Consider the following 26074-nt stretch of genomic DNA (forward strand, 5'->3'; position numbering starts at 1 on the left):
TCAGCATGCTCTCCCGGTGACCTCGACCGCCCCGGCCCGGACCGGGCTGCACCGTGTCCCGGTCCCGGACGGCGTCGCACCGTCCGGGGTGGCGGCGGCGGTGCGCCGGCTGGCCCACCGGCCGCGGCTGGTCGCCTTCGGCGGGAGCTGGTCGTGGGGGGCGCTGGTCGCCACCGACCCGGTGCTCACCGCGCCGGACGGGGCCGACCCGTTCGCCGTGCTGGACGCGCCGCCACGGTCCGCCGGCCCGGAGGCGAGCCCGGTCGCGGGCCCGGGCGCCGGGACGGACGCGGGGACCGGCGGGGCCGTCGGTGGCGGCTGGTTCGGACTCCTGGACCACGCCCCGCCCGGTGTGCGGCCGACGGCGGCGCTGTCCTGGTACCGCGACGTGCTGCGGCACGACGGCGAGCGCTGGTGGTTCGAGGCGCTGGTCGCCGGCGGAACCCCGCTACCGGGCCTGCCGGACCACCCCGGTGCGGTGCACCCCGACACCGGCTCGGCCGAGCGCCGGTACGCGCAGCTGTGCGCCGACCTCGCCCGCCCGGCGCCGGACCGGACGGCCCGGATCGCGGTCACCCGGTGGCCCGACCGCGACGCGCACCTGGCCGCGGTCGAGCGGTGCGTCACCGAGATCCGCCGCGGCGAGATCTTCCAGGCCAACATCGCGACCCGGCTGGAGGTGCGGCTCGACGGCGACCCGCACGAGGCGTGGGCCCGGCTCGTCGAGCCGGTCGCACCGGCCCGCGCCGCACTCGTCGTGACGCCGGAGCGGGCGGCGGTGGGCGCGAGCCCGGAGCTGTTCCTGCACCGTGCCGGGGACCGGGTCACCACCGCGCCGATCAAGGGCACCCGGCCGCGCACCGGTGGCGACGCCGACGACGCCGAACGCGCGCGGCTCGGCGCCTCGGTGAAGGACGCCGCCGAGAACGTGATGATCGTCGACCTGATGCGCAACGACCTGGCCCGGGTCGCACGGCCCGGCGGGGTACGGCCGGGGCGGCTGCTCGCCGTCGAACCGCATCCGGGGGTGTGGCACCTGGTGTCGCGGGTGCACGCGACGCTGCGCGACGACGTCACCGACGCCGACCTGCTCACCGCCACGTTCCCGCCGGGCTCGGTCACCGGCGCGCCGAAGATCCGGGCCTGCGAGGTGATCGCCGACTGCGAGGACGGCGACCGCGGGCTGTTCACCGGCGCCGTCGGCGGGGTGAGCCCGCTGGCCGGGCTGGAGCTGAACGTCGCGATCCGCACCCTCGACCTCGGCCCCGCCGGGCCCGGCGGCAGCCGCACCGGCCGGCTCGGCGTCGGCGGGGGCATCACCGTCGACTCCGACCCGGCGGAGGAGTTCGGCGAGGTCCTGACCAAGGCGGCCCCGGTCCTGGCCGCGCTGGACGGCCCGCCCCGGCCGGTCCGGCCGCCCGTCGCCCGACCCGCCGACCGGGCCGCGGGCCTGTTCGAGACGCTGGCCTGCGTCGACGGCCGGGCCCGCCGGGTCGGCGAGCACGCCGCCCGGCTGCGCCGCTCCTACCTCGCGGTCACCGGCCGCCCCCTCGACGCGCGGGTCGAGACCGAGGTCGCCGCGGCCGTCGCCGGACTGGCCGGGCACCACCGGGTCCGGGTCGAGGCGACGCCGGACGACCCGTCGCGGGTCACCGTGCGCGCGGTCCCCTGGTCCGGACCGGTCCCGCTCGACGCGCAGGGCGGGGTGGTCGCCGTCGTCCGGCGCGGCACCGACGGCGAGTCCCACAAGTTCGCCGACCGCCGCTGGCTCGACGCCCACGAGGCCGAGGTCGGGGACGGTGCGCCGCTGCTGTGCGACCCGGCGGGCCTGGTGCTGGAGACGACGCGTTCCGCCGTCGCCGCCGTGCACCGGGGGCGGCTGTGGGTCCCCCCGCTCGACGGCCGCATCCTGCCCGGCACCGGCCGCCGCGCGCTGCTCGACGTGCTGGGCCCCGGCGCCGTGCGGATCGCCCCGCTGCCCCTGGCCGCGCTCGCCGAGCCCGACGGGTTCCTGCTGGTCAACGCGCTGCGCGGGGTGCAGTGGGTGCGCCGGGTCGACGACGACGGCCACACCGTCGCCACGTGGGCGGCCCCGGACCCGCTGACCCACCGCCTCGCCGCGGCGCTGTCGCGCTGACCGAGCGCCGCGCCACCACACCGCCTCCGGGCGACCGCCGGTGCCGCCCCGCGGTCCCCGCCCGGCACCGGGCAGCGTCAGCGCGACCGGCGGCGCGACCGGCAGCGCCCCGTCGGCCACGGACCGCACGACCTCGCACCGGTTCCCCGCACCTCGCAGCCCCTGCAGACGGTGCGAGGTCCTCAGAAGGTGTGCGAGGTCGGCCCGCACCGGCAGGATCGGGTCGTGAGCACCGACCGGATCGCCGCCGAGCTGCGTCGCCCCCTGCGGTGGGTCCCACCGATCCCGCTGCACCGCCCCCGGCTGCTGCGCCTGCTGCAGCGGCTGTCCCGGCGCGGCAGGCCCGCCGCCGTCGACGGGGTCCGGTCCACCACCCACCCGGGCCCGCCGCTGCTGCGCGTGCACGTCCCCGACCACCGCACGACCCCCGCGGCGCTGCTGTGGTTCCACGGCGGCGGCCTCGTACTGGGCTCCCCCATGATCGACGACGTGCGGTGCGGCGAGCTCGCCGCGGACCTGGGGATCGTCGTCGTCTCGGTGGACTACCGGCTCGCGCCCGGTGACCCGTTCCCGGCCGCGCTCGACGACTGCCACGCCGGCTGGACCTGGCTGCGCGACGCCGCCGACCGGCTGGAGGTCGACCCGGCGCGGATCGCCGTCGGCGGGGCGAGCGCCGGGGGCTGCCTGGCCGCCGCGCTGGTCCAGCGCCTGCACGACGAGGGCGGACCGCAGCCGGTCGCGCAGTGGCTGGTCTACCCGATGCTCGACGACCGCACCGCCGCCCGTCGCGAGCTCGACCGGCCCCCGCACCGGGTGTGGAACAACCGCAACAACGAGGTCGGCTGGCGGGCCTACCTGGGGCGCCCGCCCGGGACCGGCGAGCCGGCCCCGTACGCGGTGCCCGCCCGTCGCGCCGACCTGTCCGGGCTGCCGCCCACGTGGATCGGCGTCGGCGACGTCGACCTGTTCCACGACGAGGACATCACCTACGCGCGGCGGCTACGGGAGGCCGGGGTGCCGGTCGAGCTCGACGTCGTCCCCGGCGCCCCGCACGGCTTCGACGGCTGGGGCAAGGGCGTCGCGCTCGCCGACGACTTCACCGGACGCTCGGTCGCCTGGCTGCGCGGCGCGCTCGGCGGCTGATCACCCGGCCAGGTCCAGCAGCAGCGCGGCCAGCTCGCGGGGCCGGTTCTGCGGCACGAGGTGGTGGGTGTCGATCTCGGCGTAGCGCCAGGCTTCGGAGGTCCGGGCGCGGTCGGCGGCCGCGGTGAACGGCCCGCCCGCGACGTCCTCCCGGGTGGCCCGCACGAACGTCCGGCCGCACGGCCACTGCTCCAGCGGCCGGGACAGCCGCACCGGCTCGGTGAGCGTGCGGACCGGCTGCGGGGAGCGTCGCGGCGCCGACCACGCGGCCTCGGCCGGGTCGTCGTAGTGCCGCTCCGGGCCCGGGACCAGCCACGACGACCCCAGTCCCGGTGCGCCCGGCGCCGGCACCGCGCCGGCGAGGCCGGGCGCCAGGTCCAGCGCGGACTCGCCGTCGGCGGGGACAAACGCGTCGAGGTAGACCAGCTCGCGGACACGGTCACCGATCTCGTCGAGCGCCCCGGTGACGACCATGCCGCCGTAGGAGAACCCGAGCAGCACGATGTCGCGCAGGTCCTCGTAGAGCACGGCGTTGACCACGTCGCGCACGTGCACGGACAGGTCGATCCACGGCCCCGCCAGGTGCGAGCGCTCCCCGATGCCGGTGAGCGCGGGCGTCAGCACGTCGTGGCCGGACGCGCGCAGCAGCGGACGCACCAGGTGGAAGGAGTGGGCGCCACCCCAGGCGCCGTGGACCAGCACGAACGTCGTCATGACGGCAGACTTCCATGACGATGAGCGATTTCCCCGACGGCTTCTTCGACCGCGCCGACCCGGTCGACGACCGCGAGTTCTACCTGCCCCCGCGCTTCGTCCAGCACATCGACGAGGGCGCGATCGCCGCCGCGTCGGCGTTCTACGACGAGATCGGCACCACCGGCCGGGTGCTGGACCTGATGTCGTCGTGGGTGTCGCACCTGCCGCGCCGCCCGGAGCACCTGACCGTGCTGGGCATGAACCGGGCCGAGCTCGCCGCCAACGAGATGGCCCACGAGGCCGTCCGCCACGACCTCAACGCCGACCCGGTGCTCCCCTTCGCCGACGCCGCGTTCGACGCCTGCGTCTGCACCGTCTCGGTCGACTACCTGACCGACCCGGTCGCGGTGTTCGCCGAGGTGGGACGGGTGCTGGTGCCGGGCGGGGTGTTCGCCGCCACGTTCTCGAACCGCTGCTTCCCGACCAAGGCGGTCCGCGGCTGGCTCGCCTCCGACGACAGGACGCGGGTCGCGATCGTCGGGGAGTACTTCCGGCGCAGCGGCGCGTTCGACGCCCCCTCGGCCCGCGACTGCGGCGCGCCCGGGGATCCGCTGTACGCGGTGTGGGCCCGCACCCCTACCGGCTGAGGAACTCGGTCACCGCCCGCTCGAACTCCGCCGGGCACTCCATGTTCGGGTAGTGCGCGGTCCCCGGCAGCGTCACGAGCCGGCCGTCCGGCACGGCCGCGACCGTGTCGGCGACGATCCGCCGGTGGCCCTCGGAGTCCAGGTCGCCGACGATCCCGAGCAGCGGCACCGCCAGGTTCCGGGTGCGGGCGAGGGCGTCGTCGAGGAAACCGATCGGCGGCGGCGGCGCGGCCGGGTCCGCGGGCAGGTGGTGGGCGAGCAGGTCCACGGCCATCAGCCGGACCTCGGCGAGCACGGCAGGGTCGACGTCGGCGGCCGTGCGGTACGGGCCGGGCACGAACTCCAGGAAGACCGCGATCCACCGCTCGGCGTCGAGGTCGATACGGGCCTGCTCCCAGCGGGCCATGGTGTCGAGCATCCACGGGTCCGTCCAGGCCGGCTCCCCGGCTCCGGCCCCGCAGACCACGACCCGGTCGACGAGGTCCGGGCGCTCCAGCGCGGTGTCGAACGCGGTCCGCGCCCCCATCGACAGCCCCACCAGGACCGCCGGGCCCAGGTCCAGGTGCTCGAGCAGCGCCGCGACGTCGTCGTGCGGGCGGTACCCCTCGGGGCCGGGGTCGGACGAGGCACCGTGCCCGCGGGCGTCCGGGACGACGACCCGGTGCCGGTCGGAGAGCGCGGCGACCTGCCGGGCCCACATCCGGCCGTCGAGCGCACCGCCGTGCAGCAGGACCAGCGGGGGCAGCCCGCCGGGGTGCGGACCGGTGTCGCGGTAGGCGATCCGGACGCCCGGCACGGTCAGGAACGTCGGGACGGTGGCCTGGGCGAGCGTGAGTGTCATGACAACCAAGGTGTCATAGCACACAGAGAATGACAACTGAGGTGTCATACTGCGGTGGTGACCGATGTCGACCGGGCCGCCGAGCAGCTCGCCGAGGTGTACGTGCTGGTGGGGCCCCTGTATCGGCGGGTGCTGCGCGAGGTCGAGGAGGCGGAGCCGGACAACCGGATGTCCGCCGGCGTGCGTGCGGTGCTCGACCAGCTGCGCCGCCACGGACCGATGACCGTGCCGGAGATCGGCCGGTCGCAGTCACTGAGCCGTCAGTTCGTGCAGCGCATGGTCGACGACGCCCTCGCCGCCGGCCTGGTCGAGCGGACCGAGAACCCCCGCCACCGGCGGTCCAAGCTCGTCGTCGCCACCGCGGCGGGCCGGGCGGTCATCGACGACGTCGTCGGGCGCGAGCACGCCCGGCTGCGGGCGGTCGCCGCGCGGCTGCGGCCCGGCGACGTCGACGCCACGTTGCGCGTCCTGGCGGCGATGGTCGCCGACCTGGCCGAGATCGAACCCGGGATCGGGCCTGAGCATTGACCGCCCCGGCCCCGTGACGCACGATCCGACCGAGATCGACCCCTCACCACTGGCGGTGCCCACGCATGTCCGACACGTTCACCTTCTCCGGCCGCGACGGCGCCGCCGTCACCGCCTACCGCTGGCTCCCCGCCGCCGCGGGCGACCCGGTGCGCGGGATCGTCCAGATCACCCACGGCATGGGCGAGCACGCCCTGCGCTACGTCGCCCTCGCCGACGCGCTGACCGCCCGCGGCTTCGCCGTCTACGCCCAGGACCACCGCGGTCACGGCGCCACCGCGGGTGGGCCCGAGAACTTCGGCGTCCTCGGCGACGACGGCTGGGGGCAGCTGGTCAGCGACATCGGACTGCTGTCCGCGCACGCCCGCGCCGAGCACCCGGGCGCCCCGCTGGTGCTGCTCGGTCACAGCATGGGCTCGTTCGCCGTGCAGCAGTTCCTCGTCGCCGACGGGACGCCGCCGGACGCGGTCGTGCTGTCCGGCACCGCGTTGCTCGACCTGATGGAGCAGGGCCTGGACCTGTCCGCACCGCTGGACCTGTCGTCGTTCAACGCGCCGTTCGAGCAGCGCACCGGTTTCGAGTGGCTCAGCCGCGACCCCGCGCAGGTCGACGCCTACGTCGCCGACGCCCGCTGCGGCTTCGGCCTCGACCTGCCCGGCACGCAGGCGATGTTCGCCGCCGCCCGGCCCCTCGGCGAGGTCGCCACGCTCAAGCGGATCGCGGGCGGGCTGCCGGTGTACGTCGTCGTCGGGGACGAGGACCCGGTCAACGCCGGGCTGGCCCTGGTGCGGCCGCTGACCGAGCGTTACGCCGAGGCCGGGCTGCAGGACGTCACGCTGAAGATCTGGCCGGGTGCCCGGCACGAGGTGTTCAACGAGACCAACCGCGAGGAGATCGTCGCGGACCTGCTGTCCTGGCTCGACCGTGTCGTCCCCGAGCAGCGGGGCGCTTGAGTTGCGCGTCGACACCACCGGCGGCTTCTCCGCCTCCCCGCTCGAGACCGAGGCGGCGGCCGTCGCCGCGGAGGCCGAGGGCTACGACGCCCTGTCGGTCCCCGAGACCTCGCACGACGCGTTCGTGTCGCTGGCGCTGGCCGCCCGGGCGACCAGCCGGATCCGGCTGCAGTCGGCGATCGCGGTCGCCTTCGCCCGCAACCCGATGACGCTGGCCTACCAGGCCAACGACGTGCAGCTGCTCTCCGGCGGCCGGTTCGACCTGGGGCTCGGCTCGCAGGTCCGCCCGCACATCGAGCGCCGGTTCGGGATGCCGTGGAGCCGCCCCGCGGCCCGGATGGAGGACTTCGTCTCGGCCCTGCGGGCGATCTTCGACGCCTGGGCCACCGGGGACCGGTTGCACCACCGCGGCGAGTTCTACTCCCACACCCTGATGACCGAGTTCTTCTCACCGGGGCCGAACCCGCAAGGGATCGCGCCGGTGATGCTGGCCGCGGTCGGCGAGCGGATGACCGAGGTCGCGGGCCGGGTCACCGACGGCCTGCTGGCGCACTCGCTGACCTCGCCGTCGTACCTGGCGGAGGTGACGCTGCCCGCGCTGCGCCGCGGACGCGGCCGCGACGACCTCACCGGCTTCGACGTGTGCCTGCCGGTCTTCGCGGTCCTGGGCGCCGACGCCGAGGCCCGGGCCGTCGCCGAGGCCGGGGTGCGCCGCCAGATCGCCTTCTACGCCTCCACCCCGCCGTACAAGCCGGTCCTGGAGCACCACGGCCGCGGCGCGCTCGCCGACGAGCTCAACGGACTGTCGCGCCGGCAGGCCTGGGACGAGATGGCCGGTCTGGTCGACGACGACCTGCTGGCCCTGTTCGCCGTCGCGGGCGACCCGGCCGGGGTGGCGTCCGGGGTCGCGGACCGCTACCGCGGCCTCGTCGACCGGGTCTCGCTCAACACCCCCTACGACGCCGACCCCGCCCTGGTGCTCGACGTCGTCACCCGGCTGCGCGCGGCGTGAGCACGCATCCGGAGATCCGGGAGGGGGTCCGCGCGGTCTGCTCCGGCTTCGGGGCGGAGTACTGGCGCACCTGCGACCGCGAGCACCGGTTCCCGCAGGAGTTCCACGACGCGATGGCCGCCGGCGGCTGGATCGGCGTCGCCATCCCCGAGGCCTACGGCGGCGGGGGCGCCGGGATCTCCGAGGCCGCCGCGGTGATGGAGGAGGTCGCCGCGTCCGGGGCGGCGATGAACGGGGCGTCGGCGATCCACCTGTCGGTCTTCGGGATGAACCCGGTCGTCCGGCACGGCTCGGAGGAGATGCGGCGGCGCTACCTGCCCCGGGTCGCCGACGGGTCGCTGCAGGTCGCGTTCGGCGTCACCGAGCCCGACGCGGGCCTCGACACCACCGCGATCACCACGACCGCCCGCCGCGACGGCGACCGCTACCTGGTCCGCGGGCGCAAGGTGTGGACGTCGAAGGCGCCGTTCTGCGACAAGGTCCTGCTGCTGGTGCGCACCACCCCGCGCGCGGAGGTGGCGAAGCGGACCGACGGGCTGTCGCTGCTGCTCGCCGACCTGCAGCGCCCCGAGGTCACGATCACCCCGATCGACAAGCTGGGCCGCAACGCGGTGGTGTCCTGCGAGGTCGTCTACGACGACCTGCCCGTCGACGCCGCCGACCTGGTCGGCGAGGAGGGCCGCGGCTTCCGGCTGATCCTCGACGGGCTCAACCCGGAACGGATCCTGATCGCCGCCGAGGCGCTGGGCACCGGGCGGGCCGCGCTGGCCGCCGCCGTCGCCTACGCGAAGGAGCGCACCGTGTTCGGGCGGCCGATCGGGCAGAACCAGGGCATCGCGTTCCCGCTGGCCGAGGCGCACATGCGGCTCCGGGCGGCGGCGCTGGTGATCGCCGATGCCGCGGCCCGCTACGACGCGGGCGAGCCGTGCGGCGAGCAGGCCAACACCGCGAAGTTCCTGGCCGCCGAGGCCGCGTTCTTCGCCGCGGACCGGGCGGTGCAGACCCTCGGCGGGTTCGGCTACGCCACCGAGTACGACGTGAGCCGCTACTTCACCGAGGCCCGCCTGATGCGCCTGGCGCCGCTGCCGCAGGAGATGGTGCTCAACCACGTCGCCGAGCACGTGCTCGGGCTGCCCCGCAGCTACTGACCCGACGCCGCCCTCGACTCTCCGGTGATCACGGATCGGGCACCGGACGAGTCGCCGGGCGACGTGATCGGTGCCCGATCCGTGATCACGACAGCGGCCGGTGACCCGAGCGGGTCACCGGCCGCCGTGCGTGCCGCGTACTACCGCAGGCCCAGCTTCTTGGAGCAGGCCGGCCACGCCTTCCAGCCCTGGGCGTCCAGGACGTTCTCGGCGACGCGGATCTGCTCGGACTTGCTGGCGTTGTGCGCCTTGCCCGACCCGCCGAAGGCCTTCCAGGTGGACTGCGTGAACTGCAGGCCGCCGGAGAAGCCGTTGCCGGTGTTGGTGTTCCAGTTCCCGCTGGACTCGCACTGGGCGAGCTTGTCCCACGTCGAGGTCGCGACGGACTGCGTGGGGACCGCGACGGCGGCGGAGGCGACCGCGGCGGAGGTCTCGGGGGCGGCCGTCGCGGGCCCGGCGAGGGCGAGCGGAGCGCCGAACGCCAGGACACCGGCGACGAGAGTTCCGACGAAGCGCCCACGGATGGACATGCGCGTGCTGCTCATTGTTGATCACCTGAGGTCCGGACCCACGGCTTTCCGGGCGGGCCGGTCGCGCGGGGAGCGCTGTGCCGGTGTCGTCGCGAGGGGACTCGCGGCCCGCGGCCCCGTCTCGGTCCGTGCAGGTCGACTGGCCGGGGACCGCGGGACGGGGCCGTGGTGGCGTGGCGGTTCCGGCGCTTCGGTGCGTGCCCGGCCCGTGTGGACCGGAGCGACCACGAAGGTCGCCGACCGGCCGAGATCAGGTCAAGCGGACGGCCGGTGACGTATCACACGGAGATAACGACCGATTACGTCGTCGCAGCTCAGGAGTACATTTCCACGATCACGGAACCGACAGGGAAGGCGCCGATGCTTTCGATCCGGAGATGTTCCACCGGCGTCAGCGGCGCGGCGCGCCCTCGGCCCGGCGCAGGGTGAACACCGCGATCCGCACGACCATCGCGTCTAGCAGCAGACCGCCGAACGCCCACGCGTCGAGCCAGGCGGTCCAGTTCACCCCCTGCGCGACGGCGAGGAGCCCGGGCACGAGGAACAGCGCGACACCGAGCCCGCCGGCGACGGCACAGGCGAGCAGCGCCGGGCCGTCGGCCCGGCGCAGCAGCAGGAGCAGCGACACGACGGCGGCCGCGGCGACGAGCCCGTCCAGCCCGGCCAGGACCGGCCCCGCGGCGCCGAACGCGAGCCGGACGTGCACAGCGGCCGAGAGCACCAGCAGCACGGTCAGGATCCGGCGCCCGGTCACCGGGCCGCGGTCGTCGCTCATGGGTCCATCCTCACCTACCGCACCCGCAGCACCAGGAGGCGGCAGTCGACCTGCTGCCCGGACCGGTAGGGCGCGACCTCGATCGAGACGGCCTCGAACACGTCGGCGGCGGCGAGCCGGTCGACCTCGGCACGGTAGCCCCCGGACTCCCAGACGTCGTCGAGGACGGTCGCGACCAGGTACCCGCCCGGCCGCACGACCCGGGTGAACTCCGCCAGCGCCGAGGGCCCGACGTGGGCGTGGGTGAGCGTCCCGACGCAGACGACGACGTCGTAGGAGTTGTCGGGCAGCGCGAGCGCGGCGGTGAGGTCGGCCTCGCGCAGCTCCCGGTAGGCGCCGGTGGCGCGGGCCCGCTCCAGCATCCCGGTCGACAGGTCGATCCCGTCGACGGTGGTCGCGCCGCGCTCGCGGAGCGCGACGCCGACCAGCCCGGTGCCGCAGCCGGCGTCGAGGATCTCCCCGCCGGGGCCCGCAGCCGCGACGACGGCGTCCGCGGTGACCGCGGGCGCGACGTAGCCCTGGGTCTCGCCGGCGAGGTCCGCGTCGTAGGTGGGGGCCCACTCGTCGTAGAGGGCCCGGGCGTCGGCCGGGCCGCTCAGCGAGTAGGCGCGTTCCAGGTGGGGGTCGCCCCCGGTGCTCGTGGCCATCGCCCGATCATGGTGGACGGCCCGCGGGCTGTCATGCGCGCCCGAGCAACCCCCGGCGCGGCGGGTCGGCGGCGAGCAGCGAGAGCGCGCACAGCGCGCCCCAGCCGGCGGCGACCATGGTCGCCTTCTCCCGGGCGTCGCGGTCGGGGAGCTGCGAGCCCAGCACCACGAGGTCGACGACGTCGGCGCCGACCCGCACCGCGATGGCGGCCTTGAGCGGGGTGCCGGCCGGGGCCAGCGCCATGGCCAGGCCGGACGCGAGGTCGCGCCCGCCGACCGCCCGCGCGAGCAGCGTGGTCCCCGAAGACGGGGTCCGGCCGCCGCCGGACAGCTTCGTCGGCGACAGCAGCACGTCCGGCTTCGCGGCGACGGCCGCGCCGTAGGCGGCGGTGGCGGCGCCCAGCAGGCGGGGGATCCAGGTCAGGTCACGACGGGGCATGTACCCGGTGTACCCGTTCCGCGCCGGTTCTCGCCCGCCCGCACGGACCGGCGACCGAGCGGCCGGTGAGCGTGCCGAGCGCGAGCACCGCACCCCACGGCCCGATCACCCAGATCGGCCAGAAGTAGCCGCCGCCCCCGCCGAGCGCGACGGCGGCCCAGACCGTCAGGACGATCACCGCGGTCAGCGCCCACGGCCCCCAGGTCGCGGCCAGGACGGTCCGGCGGACCCGGCGCTCACGCTCCGGGTCGGCGGGTCGCGGCAGCCGGGGCAGGTCCGCCTCGACGGCGGCGAGCTCGGACGCCGTGCGCGCCGCGGTCACCTGCTCGCTGCGGGTGGAGAACTCGGCGAGGTCGAGCCGCCCGTCCCCCACGTGCCTGCCGAGCCGTTCCAGTGCGCGCTCCCGCTCGGCGTCACCGATGCGTACGTCCACCATGACCACCCCTCCTGATCGGATATCGAGACTATCCGCTATCCGTGTCGGGAGCACAAGTCAGAGCTCGTCGAGGAAGGCCAGCGCCGCCTCCGCCGAGGTGCGCCGCCAGGCGGCCAGCATCCGGTCGAACTCGTCGGCGCCGTCGTCCCCCGCCCGCCCGGCCCGGTCCTGCTCGGCCCGCAGCGCCGCGACGATCGGGGCCAGCTCGCGACGCTGGGCGTCGACCAGCGCGGTCGCGTCCCGGCCGTGCCGGTGCAGCACCGCCAGCTTCAGCAGGAACTCCGAGCGCAGGTCCCGCACGTGCGGGACCGGGGTGCCCAGCCAGGCGTCGACGTGGCCGCGGCCGGTGGGGGTCGCGGCGTAGAGGGTGCGGGGCGGGCCGCCCTTCGTCTCGACGGCCTCGGCGGTGATCAGGCCGGCGTCGACCAGCCTGCCGATGGCCCGGTAGACGACCGGGCGCGGGATCTGCCAGACCCGGCCCAGCTCGCCGTCGGCGGCGGTGAGCGCGGCGACGGCGAAACCGTGCACCGGACGCTCGCCGGCCACGGCCAGCACCACCCATTCGGCGAGTCCCAGCCGCGGAAGCATCGGGCCAGCGTAGGGCCTCAGCGGTTGACGGCCGCCCCGTTGCCCTCGTCCCAGGAGAAGCCCCGGTCGTAGAGGAAGCGCAGCTCCTGGTCGCTCTCCAGCACCAGGCGCTGCCCGTCACCGGTCAGCTCCACCCGGCCGTCGGGCCGGGGCGTCCAGGTCAGCTCGGCGGTCCGGACGGCGGGCTCGACCAGGGAGGTCGCCCCGGACTGCGGCGCGTTCCACTCGACGCGGATCGTCCGGTCCCCGACGGGGCGCCACGTCCCCCGGACGAAGGTGCTGTCGGCGAGCCGGAGCGAGATCCCGGCCGAGCCGGACTGCGGGTAGCCGGGGATCGGGATCGACGGGCCGACGTAGGTCCACTGCCCGACGGCGACGTGCTGCCAGCGCCGGTCGTCGGCGAGCCGCGCGGCCGGGGCCGTCGGGTCCTCCACCACCCGGTAGACCCCGGCGAGCGCGACGTCGGAGCGTTGGAACGGGGGCTGGACCTGCTGGAACAGCACCCCCATCGCCGCGATCAGCACCAGCCCGAGCGCCGGGACGAGCCACCGGGTCACCCGGCGGACCCGCGGCCACGGCAGCAGCCGCGGGGACCCCTCGGTCGCCGCCGTCGGACGACCGGCCAGGAACCGGACCACCCGCGGCAGCTCGGGGGCCGCGACGAGCGCGAACCCGACCGTCAGAGCGAGGGCGAACTGCTTGACCGGCACGTCGTAGGTCATGTTCAGCAGGAAGACGGTGCCGAGAGCGACGGTCCCGAGCAGGCCGCCGATCCAGGCCGTGCGCCAGAACACCAGCAGCAGCACGACGACGAGCTCGGCGAACCCGGCGAGGAACTGGATCACCGGGGAGTAGGCCATGAGCCCCCACAGCAGGCCCATCGGGCTCTTCTCGCCGGTCATGACGAGCGCCTCGGAGTAGTCGGCCCGGCCCATCTGGGACAGGTTCAGCTTGGACCAGACGTAGGCCTGCATGAGCAGGATCAGGGCGAACCGCAGCAGCGCGTGCAGCGCCCAGCCCACCCGGTTCCACCACGGTCGCGGCGCCGTCGGCACCGCCGTCGTCGCGGCGGTGCCGGCCACACCGTCCTCCCGCCGCACCGCGGCGTCCCCCCTCGTCCCGGTCATGCGGCGACGGTAGGACGCCACGGCACGGTCGCGGATCCCTCCTCCGGCCGATCCTCGGCGCCGGCCCTCGTTCTCGAGTGGGAGACGTGAACCACAGCCCGCGACTGCATTGCGCACAACCGTTGCCGGGTAGCCACATGGCGATGCGGTTGTACGACGGCCGCCCGTCCCCGCCGCGGCACCGGAGCCCGGCCACCCCAGACACGACGTCCCCACGCGACGCCGACCAGGAGGAAACGTGCCCACGACCGTGCCCGCCATGACCACCGCCGGCCCGAACAAGCCGTTCGAGCGCGGGACCGTGACCCGTCGCGACCCGAAGCCGCACGACGTCGTCATCGACATCCGGTACGCCGGGATCTGTCACTCCGACATCCACCAGGCCCGCGACGAGTGGGGCGAGGGCATCTACCCGATGGTCCCCGGCCACGAGATCGCCGGCGTCGTCTCCGCGGTCGGCGACGACGTGACCCGCTACGCCGTGGGCGACACCGTCGGCGTCGGCTGCTTCGTCGACTCCTGCCGCGAGTGCGAGAACTGCAGGGCCGGCGAGGAGCAGTACTGCCTGAAGGGCGAGGTGCAGACCTACAACGCGACGGAGTACGACGGCGAGCCCACCTACGGCGGCTACTCCACGCAGATCGTCGTCGACGAGAACTACGTGCTGCGCATCCCGGAGGGCGTCGAGCTCGACGTCGCCGCGCCGCTGCTGTGCGCGGGCATCACCCTCTACTCCCCGCTCCACCACTGGAACGCGGGCCCCGGGAAGAAGGTGGCGATCGTCGGCATGGGCGGTCTCGGCCACATGGGCGTCAAGATCGCCGCGGCGATGGGCGCCGAGGTCACGGTGCTCTCCCGCACGCTGTCCAAGCAGGAGGACGGCAGGCGACTCGGGGCCGCGCACTACCACGCGACCGAGGACGAGGCCACCTTCACCGAGCTGGCCGGGTCCTTCGACCTGATCGTCAACACCGTCGCCGCGGTGATCCCGGTCGACGACTACCTCGGCCTGCTGAAGCTCGACGGCTCGATGGTCAACGTCGGCGTGCCCGAGGAGAAGCTGTCCTACCACGGGTTCTCGCTGGTCGCGGGCCGCAGGAGCCTGTCCGGCTCGAAGATCGGTGGCATCCGCGAGACCCAGGAGATGCTGGACTTCTGCGCCGAGCACGGCCTCGGCGCCGACATCGAGACGATCTCCTGCGACCAGGTCGACGAGGCCTGGGAGCGGGTCGTGCGGGGCGACGTGCGCTACCGCTTCGTGATCGACACCGCGACCTTCGCCTGAGGGGTCCGTCAAGCCCCGCGGCGTCGCACTTCGAGACGCCCGCGGTGCGGCGATCCGTGGAACGATCCCCGGCGACGTTGCCGACCAGAAGTGAACCGGAGGCTCACGTGATCCTCATCGTGCTCAAGGCCCAGATCCGCCCGGACAAGCGCGAGGAGTGGCTGTCCGGCATCTCGCAGTACAAGAAGGACGTGAACTCGGAGCCGGGCAACATCTCCTTCGACTACCACGAGAACGTCGAGAAGCAGAACGAGTTCGTGATCGTGGAGGTCTTCAAGGACAGCGCGGCCGGCGACGCGCACGTCAAGACCGACCACGCGCAGAAGTTCTTCGACTTCATGGGCTCGGTCGTGCCGGAGAAGCCGCTCATCAACTTCCAGAGCGAGGACGGCAAGGACGCCTGGGTCGAGATGGGTGAGGTCACCCCGCACTGACCCCGTCCCTCCCGACGATGCCGGCGCCCCCCACGGGTCGCCGGCATCGTCGTGTCCACCGGTGCCGCGAGCAGGTGTCCCGGCTGCGCCGGACGGACGGAGCCGGGCGGACCGGACATCGGAACCGAGACGGTCCTTCCGGGTGATCGGGACGGGAGCGCACCGCGTCCGGGCCGGTCGGGGCCGGGGTGCAGACTGGCCGCGCACGGCAGAGCTTTTCGTCACGCAACCTGGGCGCTCCCCGCGCGTCTCCCACGGTGACGGAACGATCACGTGGCGTCGCCGCCCCGGGCGACGCGGACGAACAGGAGCACCCCATGGACACCGTCCGACAGCGGCCCCGCCGCCTCGTCGCACTGGGCCTCGGACTGGCCACCATCGCGGGTGTCGCCGTCGCCGGGACGGCACTGGCCGGATCCCCCGCCGCCGAGCAGGCCCGCGCACAGCCGCTCGTCCCGGGCACCCCGTGCTCGATCACCGCCAAGGCCTGCGTCGACCTGGACTCGCAGAAGTCCTGGCTCATCCAGGACGGCAAGGTCATCCGTGGCCCGATCGGCATCTCCTCGGGCGGCAACGGCCAGGAGACCCCGGTCGGCCACTCGCTGCGCGTCTACCGCAAGGACGCGACCCACAAGAGCGAGGAGTCGCGGCTGCCGAACGGCGACCCGGCCCCGATGCCCTGGTCGGTGTTCTTCAACGACGGCGGCATCGCCTTCCACAGCGGCGACCCGAACCGCTCCTCGGCCGGCTGCATCCACGTCCCGCCGGCCGAGGCCAAGGCGTACTTCGACTACCTACAGATCGGCGACCAGGTGCAGGTCGTGAAGGCCTCCGAGGAGACCGCGGCCCGTAAGGGGCAGTGAGCGCGGAGTCACCGCATCGGGGATTGCTCGGGCGTCCGGCGTAACGCGGAGGTGGTCGTCCGGCGACACACCGGACGTATCACCCGTCCGTCCCCGGGAGCGCCCGATGGCCGAGAGCCGACCCGCCCGTCGCACGCCGATCGACCACGCCCGGCGGATCGCGCGGCTCTCCCTGAGCGGCGGCGCGCGTGCCGCCGCGGTCCCGGTGCGCAGCCTGGCCCGGCTCGGCCGCGACGAGCACGACCCGCGCTGGACCGGCCAGACCTGGCTGTGGCAGCCGGGCTGGGGCCGGCGCACGCACGACCGGCTCTACCGCAGCCCGGACCCGTACTCGATCGGGCTGTCGGCCTACGAGCAGCAGAAGTACGGCACCGTCATGGACGCGCTCGCCGGCCGCCGCTTCGACCGGGTGCTGGAGGTCGGCTGCGGCGAGGGTGACCTGTCGGTCCGACTCGCCGGGCACACCGCGGCGCTGCTCGGGGTCGACATCTGCTCGGCCGCGGTCCAGCGGGCCGCCGCCCGGGTGCCGTCGGGGACCTTCGTCCGCCGCACGCTCCCGCACGAGATGCCCGAGGGCGACTTCGACCTGATCGTCTGCTCCGACGTCCTCTACTACTGGGAGACGGTCACACTGCAGGTCGGCCTGGCCGCCCTGCTGGACCGCCTGCGGCCGGGCGGGATGCTGCTCGCCTACCACTACCGCGGGGCGTTCGGGCAGGCCGGGACGGCCGACCGGGTGCACGAGGCGCTCGCCGCCGCGGCGGCCGCCCGCGGGCTGACGGTCCGGGCGCACGAGACCGTCGACGGCGTCGGCCCCGACGGCGCCGGGGCCCGGTTCGACGTCGTCGTCCACCCCGAGGTCGCGGTGCCGTCCCCGCGCCGCCCGGAGCCGGGCGTCGCAGCGCGCGCACGTCGTTCCTGAGGGGTCGGCTGGGCCGGGTGGCGGTGCGACCGCTGGACCGTCCGGCCGTTCTCGTCAGGTCGACGTGGACCTGTCGTGACCGGGCGGTTCCTGGTTACCGTCCGGAGCCATGACGGTCGAAGCCGACGGACCCGCCGGGATGGCCGACGCACAGCGCGTGGTCACGATCCCCGAGCTGAGCGCACCGAGCTACCTGCAGGCGGTGCTGTCGATCGCCTACCGCGACGAGCGCAACAGCGTCCCGCTCACCGTCGCCACGCCGGCCGGGCTGGTGTTCGGCAACGCCGTGCACCCCTCGGCCTGGCTGCGCGGGCTCGGGGACCAGCTGCGCCGGCTCACCGCGGGCGACCCGGGCAACGAGTCCGCGGCGTCCATGGCCGACATGTTCGACGACATGGCCGACGGCCGCGGCGACGAGCGCCCCGGCCGGGACATCCCGGTGAAGGACATCCACTGGATCTACTTCACCGACGCGCTCGTGGTCCCGACCGCCGTCGGCGGGCCGAACTACGTCGAGCCGGCCTGCTGGCAGGTGGCGCTGCGCGACGTCACCGGCTGGACGATCGGCCTCCCGCCCGGCTGAGCGCCACGTCCGATGATCATCCGATCGTGTGATCGCAAAGCCGCCACTCCGACCCCCCTGCGGAGCCCTCCCGTCGCAGGTCAGAGGGTTCCTGCCCAGGTCAGCGACCCGTAACCCCGACCGCGGTGTGACGACGACCACCCGAAGTCGTGCGTGAGGATGCGCCACCGCCGGGCCTCCCATGTGTGTCGAGCGGATCGAGGGGGCACAACCGGTGCGAACCGGCCCCCCGATCCGGACCACTGTGAGGCCCGATACCGGGCCATGACCTGGAGGCGCACATGAGCACCACCGACACCAAGGCCCCGGCCGTCACCGGCACCCCGTCCGCCCTGCAGTCCGAGCACGGCAGCACCCGAATCGCCGAGACGGTCGTCTCGAAGATCGCCGGCCTGGCGGCCCGCGAGGTCAGCGGCATCTACGCCCTCGGCGGCGGCGCGGCTCGCGCGTTCGGCGCGCTGCGCGAGCGCATCCCGGGTGGCACCACCAACGCCTCGCAGGGTGTGTCGGTCGAGGTCGGCGAGAAGCAGGCCGCCGTCGACATCAACGTCGTCGTCGAGTACGGCGTCTCCATCGCCGACCTGGCGAAGGCCGTGCGCCGCAACGTCATCTCCGCCCTGGAGCGGATGACCGGGCTCGAGGTCGTCGAGGTCAACATCTCGGTCGACGACGTCCACCTGCCGTCCGAGGACGACGGCAAGGACGAGGAGCCGAAGAAGATCGAGTCCACCTCGCGGGTGGCGTGAGCGCCCGCGTCGCCGCGGACGGCGACGGGATCGTCGCCACGGGTGCGGTCGACACCGACCGGATCGCCGACGCGGTGCTGGGCTGCCCCGGCGTCGCACAGCTGCACGGCGGCCGGTTCGGTGAGATCGCCACCTACCTGCCCGGACGCCGGGTGAGCGGCATCCGCGTGGACCCCACGGCCCCGGCCGTCGAGGTGCACGTGGTCGGCCGCTACCCGGCCTCCGTGGCCGAGATCGACCGCCAGGTCCGCACCGCGCTGCTCCCGGTCGTCGGGGGCGCGCGGGTGGACGTGGTGGTCGGCGACTACGCCGGCCCCACCGAGTCGACGCCGATCCGGCCGTCGGACTCGGCACCCGCCACCGGCGAGCTCCCGGTCCCTCCCGCGGCCACCTCCTGATCCGCCCGGACGCCCGTCCACATCCCCGGACGTCCGGTACCTCCTCGTCTCGAAGGACGTGACTGTGATGTCCCTGTCCACCAACACCCAGATCGGCCTGATCGCCGGTCTCCTCCTGGCCATCGCCGGCATCGTCGGCGGCTTCGGCGGGTTCGTCCTCGCCCTGATCCTCGGCGCGATCGGCCTCGCCATCGGCCGCTGGCTCGACGGCGACCTCGACCTGTCCGAGCTCTCCGAGCGGTCGGGGCTGTCCGGGCGCGGCCGCGACAAGGTCCGGTGAACCCGGTGAGCACCGTCGAGCCGACGGGGACGGCGACCGGGGACCCGGACACGATCCGGGCCACCCGCCTCGCCCCTCCCCCGCCGGACGACACCCCGACCCGCACGATCGACACCGGCACCGGCTCCGCGGGTGCCGACGGCCCCGGCGGCACGGCCCCGGAGGACCGCGGCCGGGTCGACGTCGCCGACCAGGTCGTGCAGAAGATCGCGCTCGGGGCCCTGGAGGAGACCGAGGGTGTCGGTGGCACCACCGGCACGGTCGGGCGGATGCTCGGCCGCGACGACTCCGGCGGCCACCCCCGCGTCGAGGCGACCGTCTCCGGGCAGTCGACCCGGATCGACGCGCGGATCTCCGTCGCCTACCCGTCCCCGGTGGCCGCGGTCTGCGACCGCGCCCGCGCACACGTCGTGCGGCAGGTCGAGGCGCTGACCGGGCTGTCCGTCGCGCGGGTCGACGTCGTCGTCACCGCACTCACCGTCCCGGGCGCCGCCCGGCCGGCCGCGAGGGAGCTCGAATGATCCGCCGCCCCCGCAAGTCCCTCGCCGCGGGCATCGTGGCGCTGGTCCTGCTCGCGCTCTGCGTCGTCGTCGCCGTCGCGGTCGTGCAGCTGCTCCTCGGACAGCAGCCGATCGTCGACTTCGGCGTGCTGGGTTCCACCATCGCCGGGTTCACCGGTGCCGACGTGCCCGTGCTCGTCGTGTCCGGGCTGGTCGGGCTGGTCGGGCTGGTGCTCGTCGTGGTCGCACTGCGGCCGGGCACCCCGACCGTGTTCCCGCTGACCTCGGCGGGCGGTGCCGAGCACCTCGACTCCGGGATCACCCGGCGCAGCCTCGACCGGGCGCTGGCCGACGCCGCCACCGGCGTCGACGGCGTCACCAAGGCGTCGGTGAAGAGCACCGGGCGCCGCGCCGCCGTCACCGCGCACGCCGCGTTCGGCGACCCGAAGGACCTGCGCGACCGGGTCCGCAGCGCGGTCGCGCAGCGGCTCGACGCGGTGGGACCGGCCCGCAGCCCGAAGGTCACGGTGTCCGTGACCGGCACGAAGCAGCAGGAGGCGTGATGGCCAGCGCGACCCCACCGGCCCGGCTCAACCGGACCCTGCTGTTCCTGATCGGGCTCGTCCTGCTCGCCGCGGGCGTGTTCGGGCTGCTGTTCGGCACCGGCGTCCTGCGCCAGGTGCTCCCCGGGATCGACCCGTCGGTCCCGCTGCTGCCCGCCGGTCTCACGCTGCCCGAGTGGGCGCCGTGGGTGACGCTCGCCGTCGCCGTCGTGGTCGGGCTGCTGGCGCTGCGCTGGCTGCTCGCCCAGGCCCGGCGCAGGCCGCGCACCTCGGCGTGGACGCTGCCGTCGGCGCAGGTGGCGGGCCGGGACGCCGGGACGACCCGGATCCACTCCGACCACGCCGCGGACGCACTGGCCGCCGACATCGAGAGCTACGACGGCGTCCAGCGCGCCGCCGCCGCGCTCGTCGGCGACCGCCGCCGTCCGGAGATCCACCTGGACGTGACCGCGGACGACGGTGCCGACCTCGCCGCGCTGCGCACCCGGATCACCGACCACGCGCTGCCGCGGCTGCGGTCCGCACTGGACATCGAGTCCGGGCGCGCCGACCTGGTGCTGCGCCTGGCCGAGGAGAAGGAGCACTCGCGGGTGGGCTGAGCACCGCACGCACGCACGACGACGGGGCCCCGGATCACCGGGGCCCCGTCGTCGTGTGCGGGTGGGTCAGCGGGACCGGTCGACGAACCCGGCGCCGGCGATCCGCAGGCCGCTGCCGCCCGCCATGCGGAGCAGCCCGGCCATCGCGACGACCAGACCGACCATCTCGAAGGTCTCCTCGGTGCCGGCCAGGACGTTGTAGGCGAAGGACTGCACGTCACCGGTCTGCTCGAACAGGGCCCCACCGGCCGACTCCAGCCCGACCGCGCCGAGCAGGAACACCGCCGCCCCGGCGACGACGAGCCAGGCCCCCGGCCGGCGCAGCACCATCGGCAGGCACAGCGCCGCGACGACGGCGACGAGCACCACGGCCGGGATGATCCAGGCGTAGGTCAGGAAGCCGCTCGTGCCGAACGTGGTGTGGATGATCCAGCCGACCTGCTCGTGGTTGGCCGCGGTCTCGTCCATCGCGACGACCGCGCAGGACAGGCTGAGCAGGATCCAGCGCCACCGCTCGCGGCGCACCGAGTTCGCCGCGATCAGCGCGAGCAGCGCCGCGTTGGTCAGGTGCATCGCCGAGCTGAACCAGGTCGAGATGTTCAGCTCGGTGCCCAGCCGGATCGGGGCCGGGATCTCGAAGCCCGGCCGCCCGATGCCGTAGACGGCGGCGCCGTAGTGGGCCAGCGCCAGCACGGCGACGATCGCGGCGGCGGTGCCGACGACCGGCCCGCGACGCAGCAGCGCCAGGTGCGGTGCGCCGGGCGCGGCGGCCTGGGCCTCGGGCGACGGCTCCGCGCGGGCCGGGCTCGCGGCCCCGGGCGCCGCCGCGGGCCGCGGACCGGCCCCGGCGTCCTCGGTGTAGCGCGGGATGACGACCGTGGCCGGGTCGTCGTCGGCGCTGTGCGCGCCGCGGCCCTGGGCGCCGTGGCCCTGGGCGAGATGGTCCTGGGCGGTCATGTCCCCTCCTCCTCACCACGCGGCCGGGCGGCATCGGCGGGCGACGTCGGCGGGACCGCAAGGTGGCTGGAAGGTAAACGAGCGTATGTCCGCCGGGAAACGCGGGGTCAGCTCCAGGGGCGCGCGGAGCGGGTGGCCCAGTAGCGCTCGGCCGGTTCGGCCAGCGCAGTGAGCTCCTCGGCCGCGTCCGCGGGCAGCGTGAGCTCCGCGCCCGCGAGGTTCGACGCGAGCTGGTCGGTCCCGACCGGGCCGAGCAGCACCCGCCACGCCCACGGGTTCGCCAGCGCCGCGGCGACGGCGATCCGGTCCAGCCCGATCCCGGTCCGCGCGGCCAGCGCCGCGGCCGCGCGGGCGCCCTCGGTGCCGTCCTCCCCGCCCGGCGCGAGCCTGCCGTTCGCGAACACCTCCTTCACGATCACCCGGGCCCCGGCGTCGGCGGCCTCGGCCAGCGCCGGGCCCACCGAGGGTTCGAGCGGGTTCCAGGTGCTCTGGAACGAGGTGAACAGCGGCTCGCCGTCCACCCGGACGTCCAGCGCCCGGCGCACCGCGTCGGCCTGGGCGGGGCCGGAGGTGGAGATGCCGACCCGGATCCCCCGGTCGCGCAGGTGGGCCATCGCGCGGTGGACGCGCCCGTCGTCGAGGACGCCGGTGTCGAGCGTCGCGGAGTGCACGTGGTAGGTCCCGAGGTGGTCGCCGAGCAGCTCGTGGCTCAGCGCGTACTGCTCGGTGAAGGCGTCGAGCGAGTGGTCCTTGACCTCGTGGGTGTCGGCGTCGGTCCGCCACCCGCCCACGTAGCGGTAGCCCCACTTCGAGCCGATCTCGACGGGGTCCGCGCCGCCGGTGACCCCGGGCCGGTCGGCGAGCCAGCCGGCGAGGAACTCCTCGGCGCGGCCGTAGGAGCGGGCGACGTCGAGGTAGCGGACGCCCGCGGCGTACGCGGCGTCGAGCAGGGCGCGGGAGCGGTCGCGCAGGGTCGCGACGTCGCGGTCGTCGCCGAGCTCGTCGGCGCGGCCGGAGGTGATGTAGGCGGGGCGGGCGATGGCGGCCAGGCCGAGGCCGAGACGGTGGGCGGGGGCGGGCATGGCCCCAGCCTGCCGCACCGGGCGCCGGCGCCGCACCCGACGAAACACCTGTTGCATGCCGGTGCCGGCCGGTACCGTCCCCGGGCATGACCGACGCGCCGTCCGGTGGCTGGGTCCTGCTGCTCGCGCAGCTGCCCGCCTCCCCCTCGAGCCCCCGGGTCACGCTGTGGCGCCGGGCCCGCGCCGCGGGCGCGGTCGGCCTGCAGAACGGCGCCTGGGTGCTGCCGGCGACCGAGGAGCACCGCACGTTCCTGGAAGGGCTCGCGACCTACGTCCGCGAGTCCGGCGGGACCGCGTTCGCGCTCGACGTCGCCGCCGGGAGCAGCGACGACGGCATCGTCGCCCGGATCCGCGCCGAGCGCGGCAAGGAGTTCGCCGAGTTCACCGAGCGCGGCGACGCGCTGCTGGCGGAGCTGGAGAAGGAGTCCGCCCGGGACAACTACTCCTTCGCCGAGCTGGAGGAGAACGAGCAGGACCTGGAGCGGCTCACCCGCTGGCTGGCGACGATCTCGTCCCGGGACTTCTTCCCCGACGAGCGTGGCAAGGACGCCGAGGCCCTGCTCGACCGCTGCCGGCGCGCGCTCGACGCGTTCACCGCCGCCGTCTACCGCGCCGAGGGCGTGGCCCCCGACCTGCCACCGCGTACGGACTGAGCCCGTGAGCAGCCCGTGAGCAGCGGGGCGCACACCGCGACCGGCGCGGCCGTGGTCGACGACCTCGGTACGGACGCACTGCGGGGCCTCACCGGCGCCGAGGCCGCGGCGCGGCGGGGGCGGCACGGTCCCAACCGGTGGGTCGTCCCGCGCCGGGTCACCTTCCTGCGGGTGCTGGCCGACGAGGTCACCGAGCCGATGATGCTGCTGCTCGCGGCGATCGCGGTGCTCTACGGCGTCTGGGGGCGGCTCGACGACACCGTCGCCGTCGTCGTGATCATCGCGGCGGTCGTCGGGGTCGAGGTGTTCGCCGAGTTCCGCGCGAAGTCGGTCATCGCCTCGCTCGGCGAGCTCACCGCCCCGACGACGCCGGTGGTGCGCGACGGGAGCACCGTCTCGGTCGGGGTCGACGACGTCGTGCCCGGCGACCTCGTACCGCTGGCGGCGGGCTCGCGGGTGCCCGCCGACCTGCGCCTGGTCGAGACCTGGGGGCTGCGCGTCGACGAGTCGACCCTCACCGGGGAACCCGTCGCCGCCCCCAAGGACGCCGCCCGGGTGCTGTCCGGCGACACCGCGCTGGCCGAGCGGGCGAACCTGGTGTTCGCCGGGACGACGGTCGTCGCCGGGCGGGCCCGCGGCGTCGTCGTCGCGACGGGGACGGCCACCGAGCTGGGCACGCTGACCGGGCTCGTCGTCGCCGCGCGGCCGCCCCGGACCGCGCTCCAGCAGGCCATGCGCGAGCTCGCCGGCAGCCTCGCGACACTGGCGATCGCGTTCAGCGTGCTCGTCCCGCTGGTCGGGGTGCTGACCGGGCGGCCGTGGAGGGAGATGGTGCTGACCGGGCTCACCCTGGCCTTCGCGACGGTCCCGGAGGAGCTGCCGATCATCGTCAGCCTGGTGCTCGGGCTCGGCGCGCACCGGCTGTCGCGGCGGCGCGGGCTGGTCCGGCGGCTGCGCGCGGCGGAGGCCCTCGGGCTGGTGACGGTGCTCGCCACCGACAAGACCGGCACGCTGACCCGCAACCGGATGGCCGTCGCGCGGGTCGAACCGGCCCCGGGCGTCGACGACGACACCCTGCTCGGCCTCGGCGCGGCCTGCACCGAGACCGCCCCCGAGCCCGACGGCGGCTGGTCCGGCGACCCGACCGACGTCGCGTTCCTGGTCGCGGCCCGCGACCGGGGCCTGCCGACGCCCACCGAGTCGGTCGCCCGGTTCCCGTTCGACCCCGGCCGGGAGACGATGACGGTCGTCCTGCCCGCCGGCGCGTCCGGCACCGCCACGGTGGTGACCACCGGCTCGCCGGAGTCGGTCCTGGCCCGCTGCGCGGCGCCGTCGCCGGAGACCGCGGGCCGGGTCGCCGCGCTCGCCGCCCGCGGCCTGCGGGTGATCGCCGTGGCGAGCAGGCCGGCGTCGCAGGTCCCGGCGACGGTCGGCGACGCCGAGCGCGACCTCGTTCTCGCCGGGCTCGTGGCGCTGTCCGACCCGCCGCGCCCGGGCGCCGCCGAGGCCGTCGCCGCCGCGCGGCGGGCCGGGGTGCGGGTGGTGATGGTGACCGGCGACCACCCCGCCTGCGCCCGGGCCGTCGCCGCGGAGGTCGGGATCGACCCCGACCCGGTGCTGACCGGCCGCGATCTCGACGGTCTCGACGACGCGACGCTGGCCGCCGCCGTCGCGTCGACGCCGGTGTTCGCCCGGGTCACGCCCGCGCACAAGCTGCGCCTGGTCACCGCGCTGCAGGCCGGCGGGGAGGTGGTGGCGGTGACCGGGGACGGCGTGAACGACGCCCCCGCGCTCGCCCGGGCCGACGTCGGCGTGGCCATGGGCTCGTCGGGCACCGACGTGGCCCGCGAGGCGGCCGGGCTGGTCCTGGCCGACGACGACGTCTCCACCCTCACCCGGGCCCTGCACGAGGGCCGCACGCTGCACGGGAACCTGCGCAAGGGCGTCGCCTACTACCTGGCCTGCAAGGCCGGGCTGGTCGCGACCGTCGCCGCCGGGGTGCTCACCGGGATGGCCGTGCCGTTCACCCCGATCCAGATCGTGGTGCTGGAGATGTTCATGGACATCGCGGGCAGCGCGACCTTCGCCGCCGAACCCGCCGAGCGCGACGCCATGACCCGCCCGCCGCGCGACCCGGGCGCACGCTTCCTGGACCGGGCCCTGCTCGGCGACCTCGCCGCGGGGGCGGCGGCGCTGTTCGTCGCCGTCGGCGGGCTGTACCTGGTCACCGCCTCGCAGACCGTCGCGTTCGTGGGCTGGCTGTCCGGGCACCTGGCGCTGGCCTGGGTGATGCGCACCGAGCGGACGCCGGTGCTGCGGGCGGGGCTGTTCGCGAACCGGTTCCTGCCGTGGTGGACGGTGGTGACCGCCGTGGCGGTGTGGGTGGTCACGACGGTGCCGGTGCTGCGGGAGACGCTGCGGCTCACCCCGCTGACCGGTCCGCAGTGGACGGCGGCGGTGCTGGTGCCGGTGGCCGCGGTCGCGGTGCTGGAGCTGCGCAAGGCCGGGCGACGGCGGGCCGCCACGGGGCGCCCGGCGGGGTGATCCGTGCTAGACCACCGG

31 protein-coding genes are annotated in these 26074 nt (G+C 75.2%); 20 read left to right on the plus strand and 11 right to left on the minus strand.

The features are described from left to right. Window positions 1-16 precede the first annotated feature (16 nt). Window positions 17-2137, plus strand: a complete 2121-nt coding sequence (locus DMP17_RS25075) for a chorismate-binding protein (protein WP_337830767.1) — start codon at window positions 17-19, stop codon at window positions 2135-2137. Window positions 2138-2362: 225 nt separating this feature from the next. Next, a complete protein-coding gene (locus DMP17_RS25080) occupies window positions 2363-3280 on the plus strand; it encodes an alpha/beta hydrolase (RefSeq protein ID WP_337830768.1) in 918 nt (305 codons plus the stop codon). Here DMP17_RS25080 and DMP17_RS25085 read toward each other — a convergent pair whose 3' ends face one another. Further along, window positions 3281-3994: an alpha/beta hydrolase gene (locus DMP17_RS25085; protein WP_337830769.1), complete on the minus strand. Its 714-nt coding sequence runs from the start codon at window positions 3992-3994 to the stop codon at window positions 3281-3283. A 20-nt stretch (window positions 3995-4014) separates the two neighbouring features. Here DMP17_RS25085 and DMP17_RS25090 point away from each other — a divergent pair, with 20 nt between their 5' ends. Continuing rightward, the gene (locus DMP17_RS25090; RefSeq protein ID WP_226354222.1) at window positions 4015-4623 is read left to right on the plus strand and encodes a class I SAM-dependent methyltransferase; all 609 of its coding nucleotides are present in this window, start codon (window positions 4015-4017) and stop codon (window positions 4621-4623) included. On the opposite strand, the gene DMP17_RS25095 is transcribed toward DMP17_RS25090, so the two are convergent. Further along, on the minus strand, window positions 4613-5464 hold the full coding sequence (locus tag DMP17_RS25095; protein ID WP_226354223.1) for an alpha/beta fold hydrolase: 852 nt from the start codon (window positions 5462-5464) through the stop codon (window positions 4613-4615). The two genes, DMP17_RS25090 and DMP17_RS25095, sit on opposite strands and share 11 nt — an antisense overlap. Before the next feature lie 57 nt (window positions 5465-5521). Here DMP17_RS25095 and DMP17_RS25100 point away from each other — a divergent pair, with 57 nt between their 5' ends. The 4 genes from DMP17_RS25100 (at window position 5522) to DMP17_RS25115 (ending at window position 9105) form a co-directional block, all read left to right on the plus strand. Beyond that, entirely contained in the window at window positions 5522-5992 is a 471-nt protein-coding gene (locus DMP17_RS25100; RefSeq protein WP_337830770.1) for a MarR family winged helix-turn-helix transcriptional regulator, read from the plus strand. A gap of 65 nt (window positions 5993-6057) precedes the next feature. Further along, on the plus strand, window positions 6058-6945 hold the full coding sequence (locus DMP17_RS25105; protein WP_226354225.1) for an alpha/beta fold hydrolase: 888 nt from the start codon (window positions 6058-6060) through the stop codon (window positions 6943-6945). Between the two features lies 1 nt (window position 6946). Next, window positions 6947-7957, plus strand: a complete 1011-nt coding sequence (locus tag DMP17_RS25110; protein WP_337830771.1) for a TIGR03617 family F420-dependent LLM class oxidoreductase — start codon at window positions 6947-6949, stop codon at window positions 7955-7957. Then, window positions 7954-9105 carry an acyl-CoA dehydrogenase family protein gene (locus DMP17_RS25115; RefSeq protein WP_337830772.1) on the plus strand — a complete coding sequence of 384 codons (1152 nt, stop codon included), beginning with the start codon at window positions 7954-7956 and terminating at the stop codon, window positions 9103-9105. The genes DMP17_RS25110 and DMP17_RS25115 overlap by 4 nt, the downstream gene beginning before the upstream one ends. A 140-nt stretch (window positions 9106-9245) precedes the next feature. Here DMP17_RS25115 and DMP17_RS25120 read toward each other — a convergent pair whose 3' ends face one another. From DMP17_RS25120 to DMP17_RS25150, 7 genes are all read right to left on the minus strand, one after another. Continuing rightward, on the minus strand, window positions 9246-9650 hold the full coding sequence (locus DMP17_RS25120; RefSeq protein ID WP_337830773.1) for a transglycosylase family protein: 405 nt from the start codon (window positions 9648-9650) through the stop codon (window positions 9246-9248). 376 nt (window positions 9651-10026) lie between these two features. Beyond that, the gene (locus DMP17_RS25125; protein ID WP_226354228.1) at window positions 10027-10410 is read right to left on the minus strand and encodes a hypothetical protein; all 384 of its coding nucleotides are present in this window, start codon (window positions 10408-10410) and stop codon (window positions 10027-10029) included. 14 nt (window positions 10411-10424) lie between these two features. Continuing rightward, window positions 10425-11057: a class I SAM-dependent DNA methyltransferase gene (locus DMP17_RS25130; protein ID WP_337830774.1), complete on the minus strand. Its 633-nt coding sequence runs from the start codon at window positions 11055-11057 to the stop codon at window positions 10425-10427. A gap of 31 nt (window positions 11058-11088) precedes the next feature. Then, on the minus strand, window positions 11089-11496 hold the full coding sequence (locus tag DMP17_RS25135; protein ID WP_226354230.1) for a hypothetical protein: 408 nt from the start codon (window positions 11494-11496) through the stop codon (window positions 11089-11091). Further along, window positions 11483-11932, minus strand: a complete 450-nt coding sequence (locus DMP17_RS25140; protein ID WP_226354231.1) for a DUF1707 SHOCT-like domain-containing protein — start codon at window positions 11930-11932, stop codon at window positions 11483-11485. The genes DMP17_RS25135 and DMP17_RS25140 overlap by 14 nt, the downstream gene beginning before the upstream one ends. 57 nt (window positions 11933-11989) lie before the next feature. Then, window positions 11990-12520 (minus strand): PadR family transcriptional regulator, encoded by a 531-nt coding sequence (locus DMP17_RS25145; RefSeq protein WP_226367918.1) that lies wholly within the window; start codon window positions 12518-12520, stop codon window positions 11990-11992. A gap of 17 nt (window positions 12521-12537) precedes the next feature. After that, entirely contained in the window at window positions 12538-13647 is a 1110-nt protein-coding gene (locus DMP17_RS25150) for a hypothetical protein (RefSeq protein WP_337830775.1), read from the minus strand. A gap of 259 nt (window positions 13648-13906) precedes the next feature. Between DMP17_RS25150 and DMP17_RS25155 the strand changes: the two genes are divergently transcribed. The 11 genes from DMP17_RS25155 (at window position 13907) to DMP17_RS25205 (ending at window position 20820) form a co-directional block, all read left to right on the plus strand. After that, window positions 13907-14932, plus strand: a complete 1026-nt coding sequence (locus DMP17_RS25155) for an NAD(P)-dependent alcohol dehydrogenase (RefSeq protein WP_226356600.1) — start codon at window positions 13907-13909, stop codon at window positions 14930-14932. 107 nt (window positions 14933-15039) lie between these two features. Then, complete coding sequence (locus DMP17_RS25160; RefSeq protein ID WP_226354234.1) at window positions 15040-15366, plus strand: putative quinol monooxygenase; 327 nt, start codon at window positions 15040-15042, stop codon at window positions 15364-15366. Between the two features lie 317 nt (window positions 15367-15683). Then, the gene (locus DMP17_RS25165) at window positions 15684-16229 is read left to right on the plus strand and encodes a L,D-transpeptidase (protein ID WP_226354235.1); all 546 of its coding nucleotides are present in this window, start codon (window positions 15684-15686) and stop codon (window positions 16227-16229) included. Window positions 16230-16335: 106 nt separating this feature from the next. Beyond that, a complete protein-coding gene (locus tag DMP17_RS25170; RefSeq protein WP_226367921.1) occupies window positions 16336-17151 on the plus strand; it encodes a class I SAM-dependent methyltransferase in 816 nt (271 codons plus the stop codon). Window positions 17152-17260: 109 nt separating this feature from the next. Then, a complete protein-coding gene (locus DMP17_RS25175) occupies window positions 17261-17734 on the plus strand; it encodes a hypothetical protein (RefSeq protein ID WP_226354237.1) in 474 nt (157 codons plus the stop codon). 281 nt (window positions 17735-18015) lie between these two features. Then, window positions 18016-18480, plus strand: coding sequence for an Asp23/Gls24 family envelope stress response protein (locus DMP17_RS25180; RefSeq protein WP_226354238.1), 465 nt, complete (start codon window positions 18016-18018; stop codon window positions 18478-18480). Further along, window positions 18477-18878, plus strand: coding sequence for a hypothetical protein (locus DMP17_RS25185; RefSeq protein WP_202968050.1), 402 nt, complete (start codon window positions 18477-18479; stop codon window positions 18876-18878). Before DMP17_RS25180 ends, DMP17_RS25185 begins: the two co-directional genes overlap by 4 nt. Before the next feature lie 67 nt (window positions 18879-18945). After that, complete coding sequence (locus DMP17_RS25190) at window positions 18946-19158, plus strand: hypothetical protein (protein WP_179761584.1); 213 nt, start codon at window positions 18946-18948, stop codon at window positions 19156-19158. Window positions 19159-19163: 5 nt separating this feature from the next. Beyond that, window positions 19164-19679, plus strand: coding sequence for an Asp23/Gls24 family envelope stress response protein (locus DMP17_RS25195; protein WP_226354239.1), 516 nt, complete (start codon window positions 19164-19166; stop codon window positions 19677-19679). Continuing rightward, window positions 19676-20221 carry a DUF6286 domain-containing protein gene (locus DMP17_RS25200; protein ID WP_337830776.1) on the plus strand — a complete coding sequence of 182 codons (546 nt, stop codon included), beginning with the start codon at window positions 19676-19678 and terminating at the stop codon, window positions 20219-20221. The genes DMP17_RS25195 and DMP17_RS25200 overlap by 4 nt, the downstream gene beginning before the upstream one ends. Further along, window positions 20221-20820, plus strand: a complete 600-nt coding sequence (locus DMP17_RS25205; RefSeq protein WP_179761582.1) for an alkaline shock response membrane anchor protein AmaP — start codon at window positions 20221-20223, stop codon at window positions 20818-20820. Before DMP17_RS25200 ends, DMP17_RS25205 begins: the two co-directional genes overlap by 1 nt. A gap of 66 nt (window positions 20821-20886) precedes the next feature. On the opposite strand, the gene DMP17_RS25210 is transcribed toward DMP17_RS25205, so the two are convergent. Together DMP17_RS25210 and DMP17_RS25215 are read right to left on the minus strand one after the other, a co-directional pair. Further along, window positions 20887-21777, minus strand: coding sequence for a hypothetical protein (locus DMP17_RS25210; protein ID WP_337830777.1), 891 nt, complete (start codon window positions 21775-21777; stop codon window positions 20887-20889). 107 nt (window positions 21778-21884) lie between these two features. Further along, the gene (locus DMP17_RS25215) at window positions 21885-22859 is read right to left on the minus strand and encodes an aldo/keto reductase (RefSeq protein ID WP_337830778.1); all 975 of its coding nucleotides are present in this window, start codon (window positions 22857-22859) and stop codon (window positions 21885-21887) included. An 86-nt stretch (window positions 22860-22945) separates the two neighbouring features. On the opposite strand from DMP17_RS25215, the gene DMP17_RS25220 reads away from it, so the two are divergent. Both DMP17_RS25220 and DMP17_RS25225 read left to right on the plus strand, forming a co-directional pair. After that, window positions 22946-23512, plus strand: coding sequence for a Chromate resistance protein ChrB (locus DMP17_RS25220; RefSeq protein WP_226367925.1), 567 nt, complete (start codon window positions 22946-22948; stop codon window positions 23510-23512). Window positions 23513-23527: 15 nt separating this feature from the next. Further along, window positions 23528-26056 carry a cation-translocating P-type ATPase gene (locus DMP17_RS25225; RefSeq protein ID WP_337830779.1) on the plus strand — a complete coding sequence of 843 codons (2529 nt, stop codon included), beginning with the start codon at window positions 23528-23530 and terminating at the stop codon, window positions 26054-26056. Window positions 26057-26074: the final 18 nt, after the last annotated feature.

The organism is Pseudonocardia sp. TMWB2A (genome assembly GCF_017312135.1).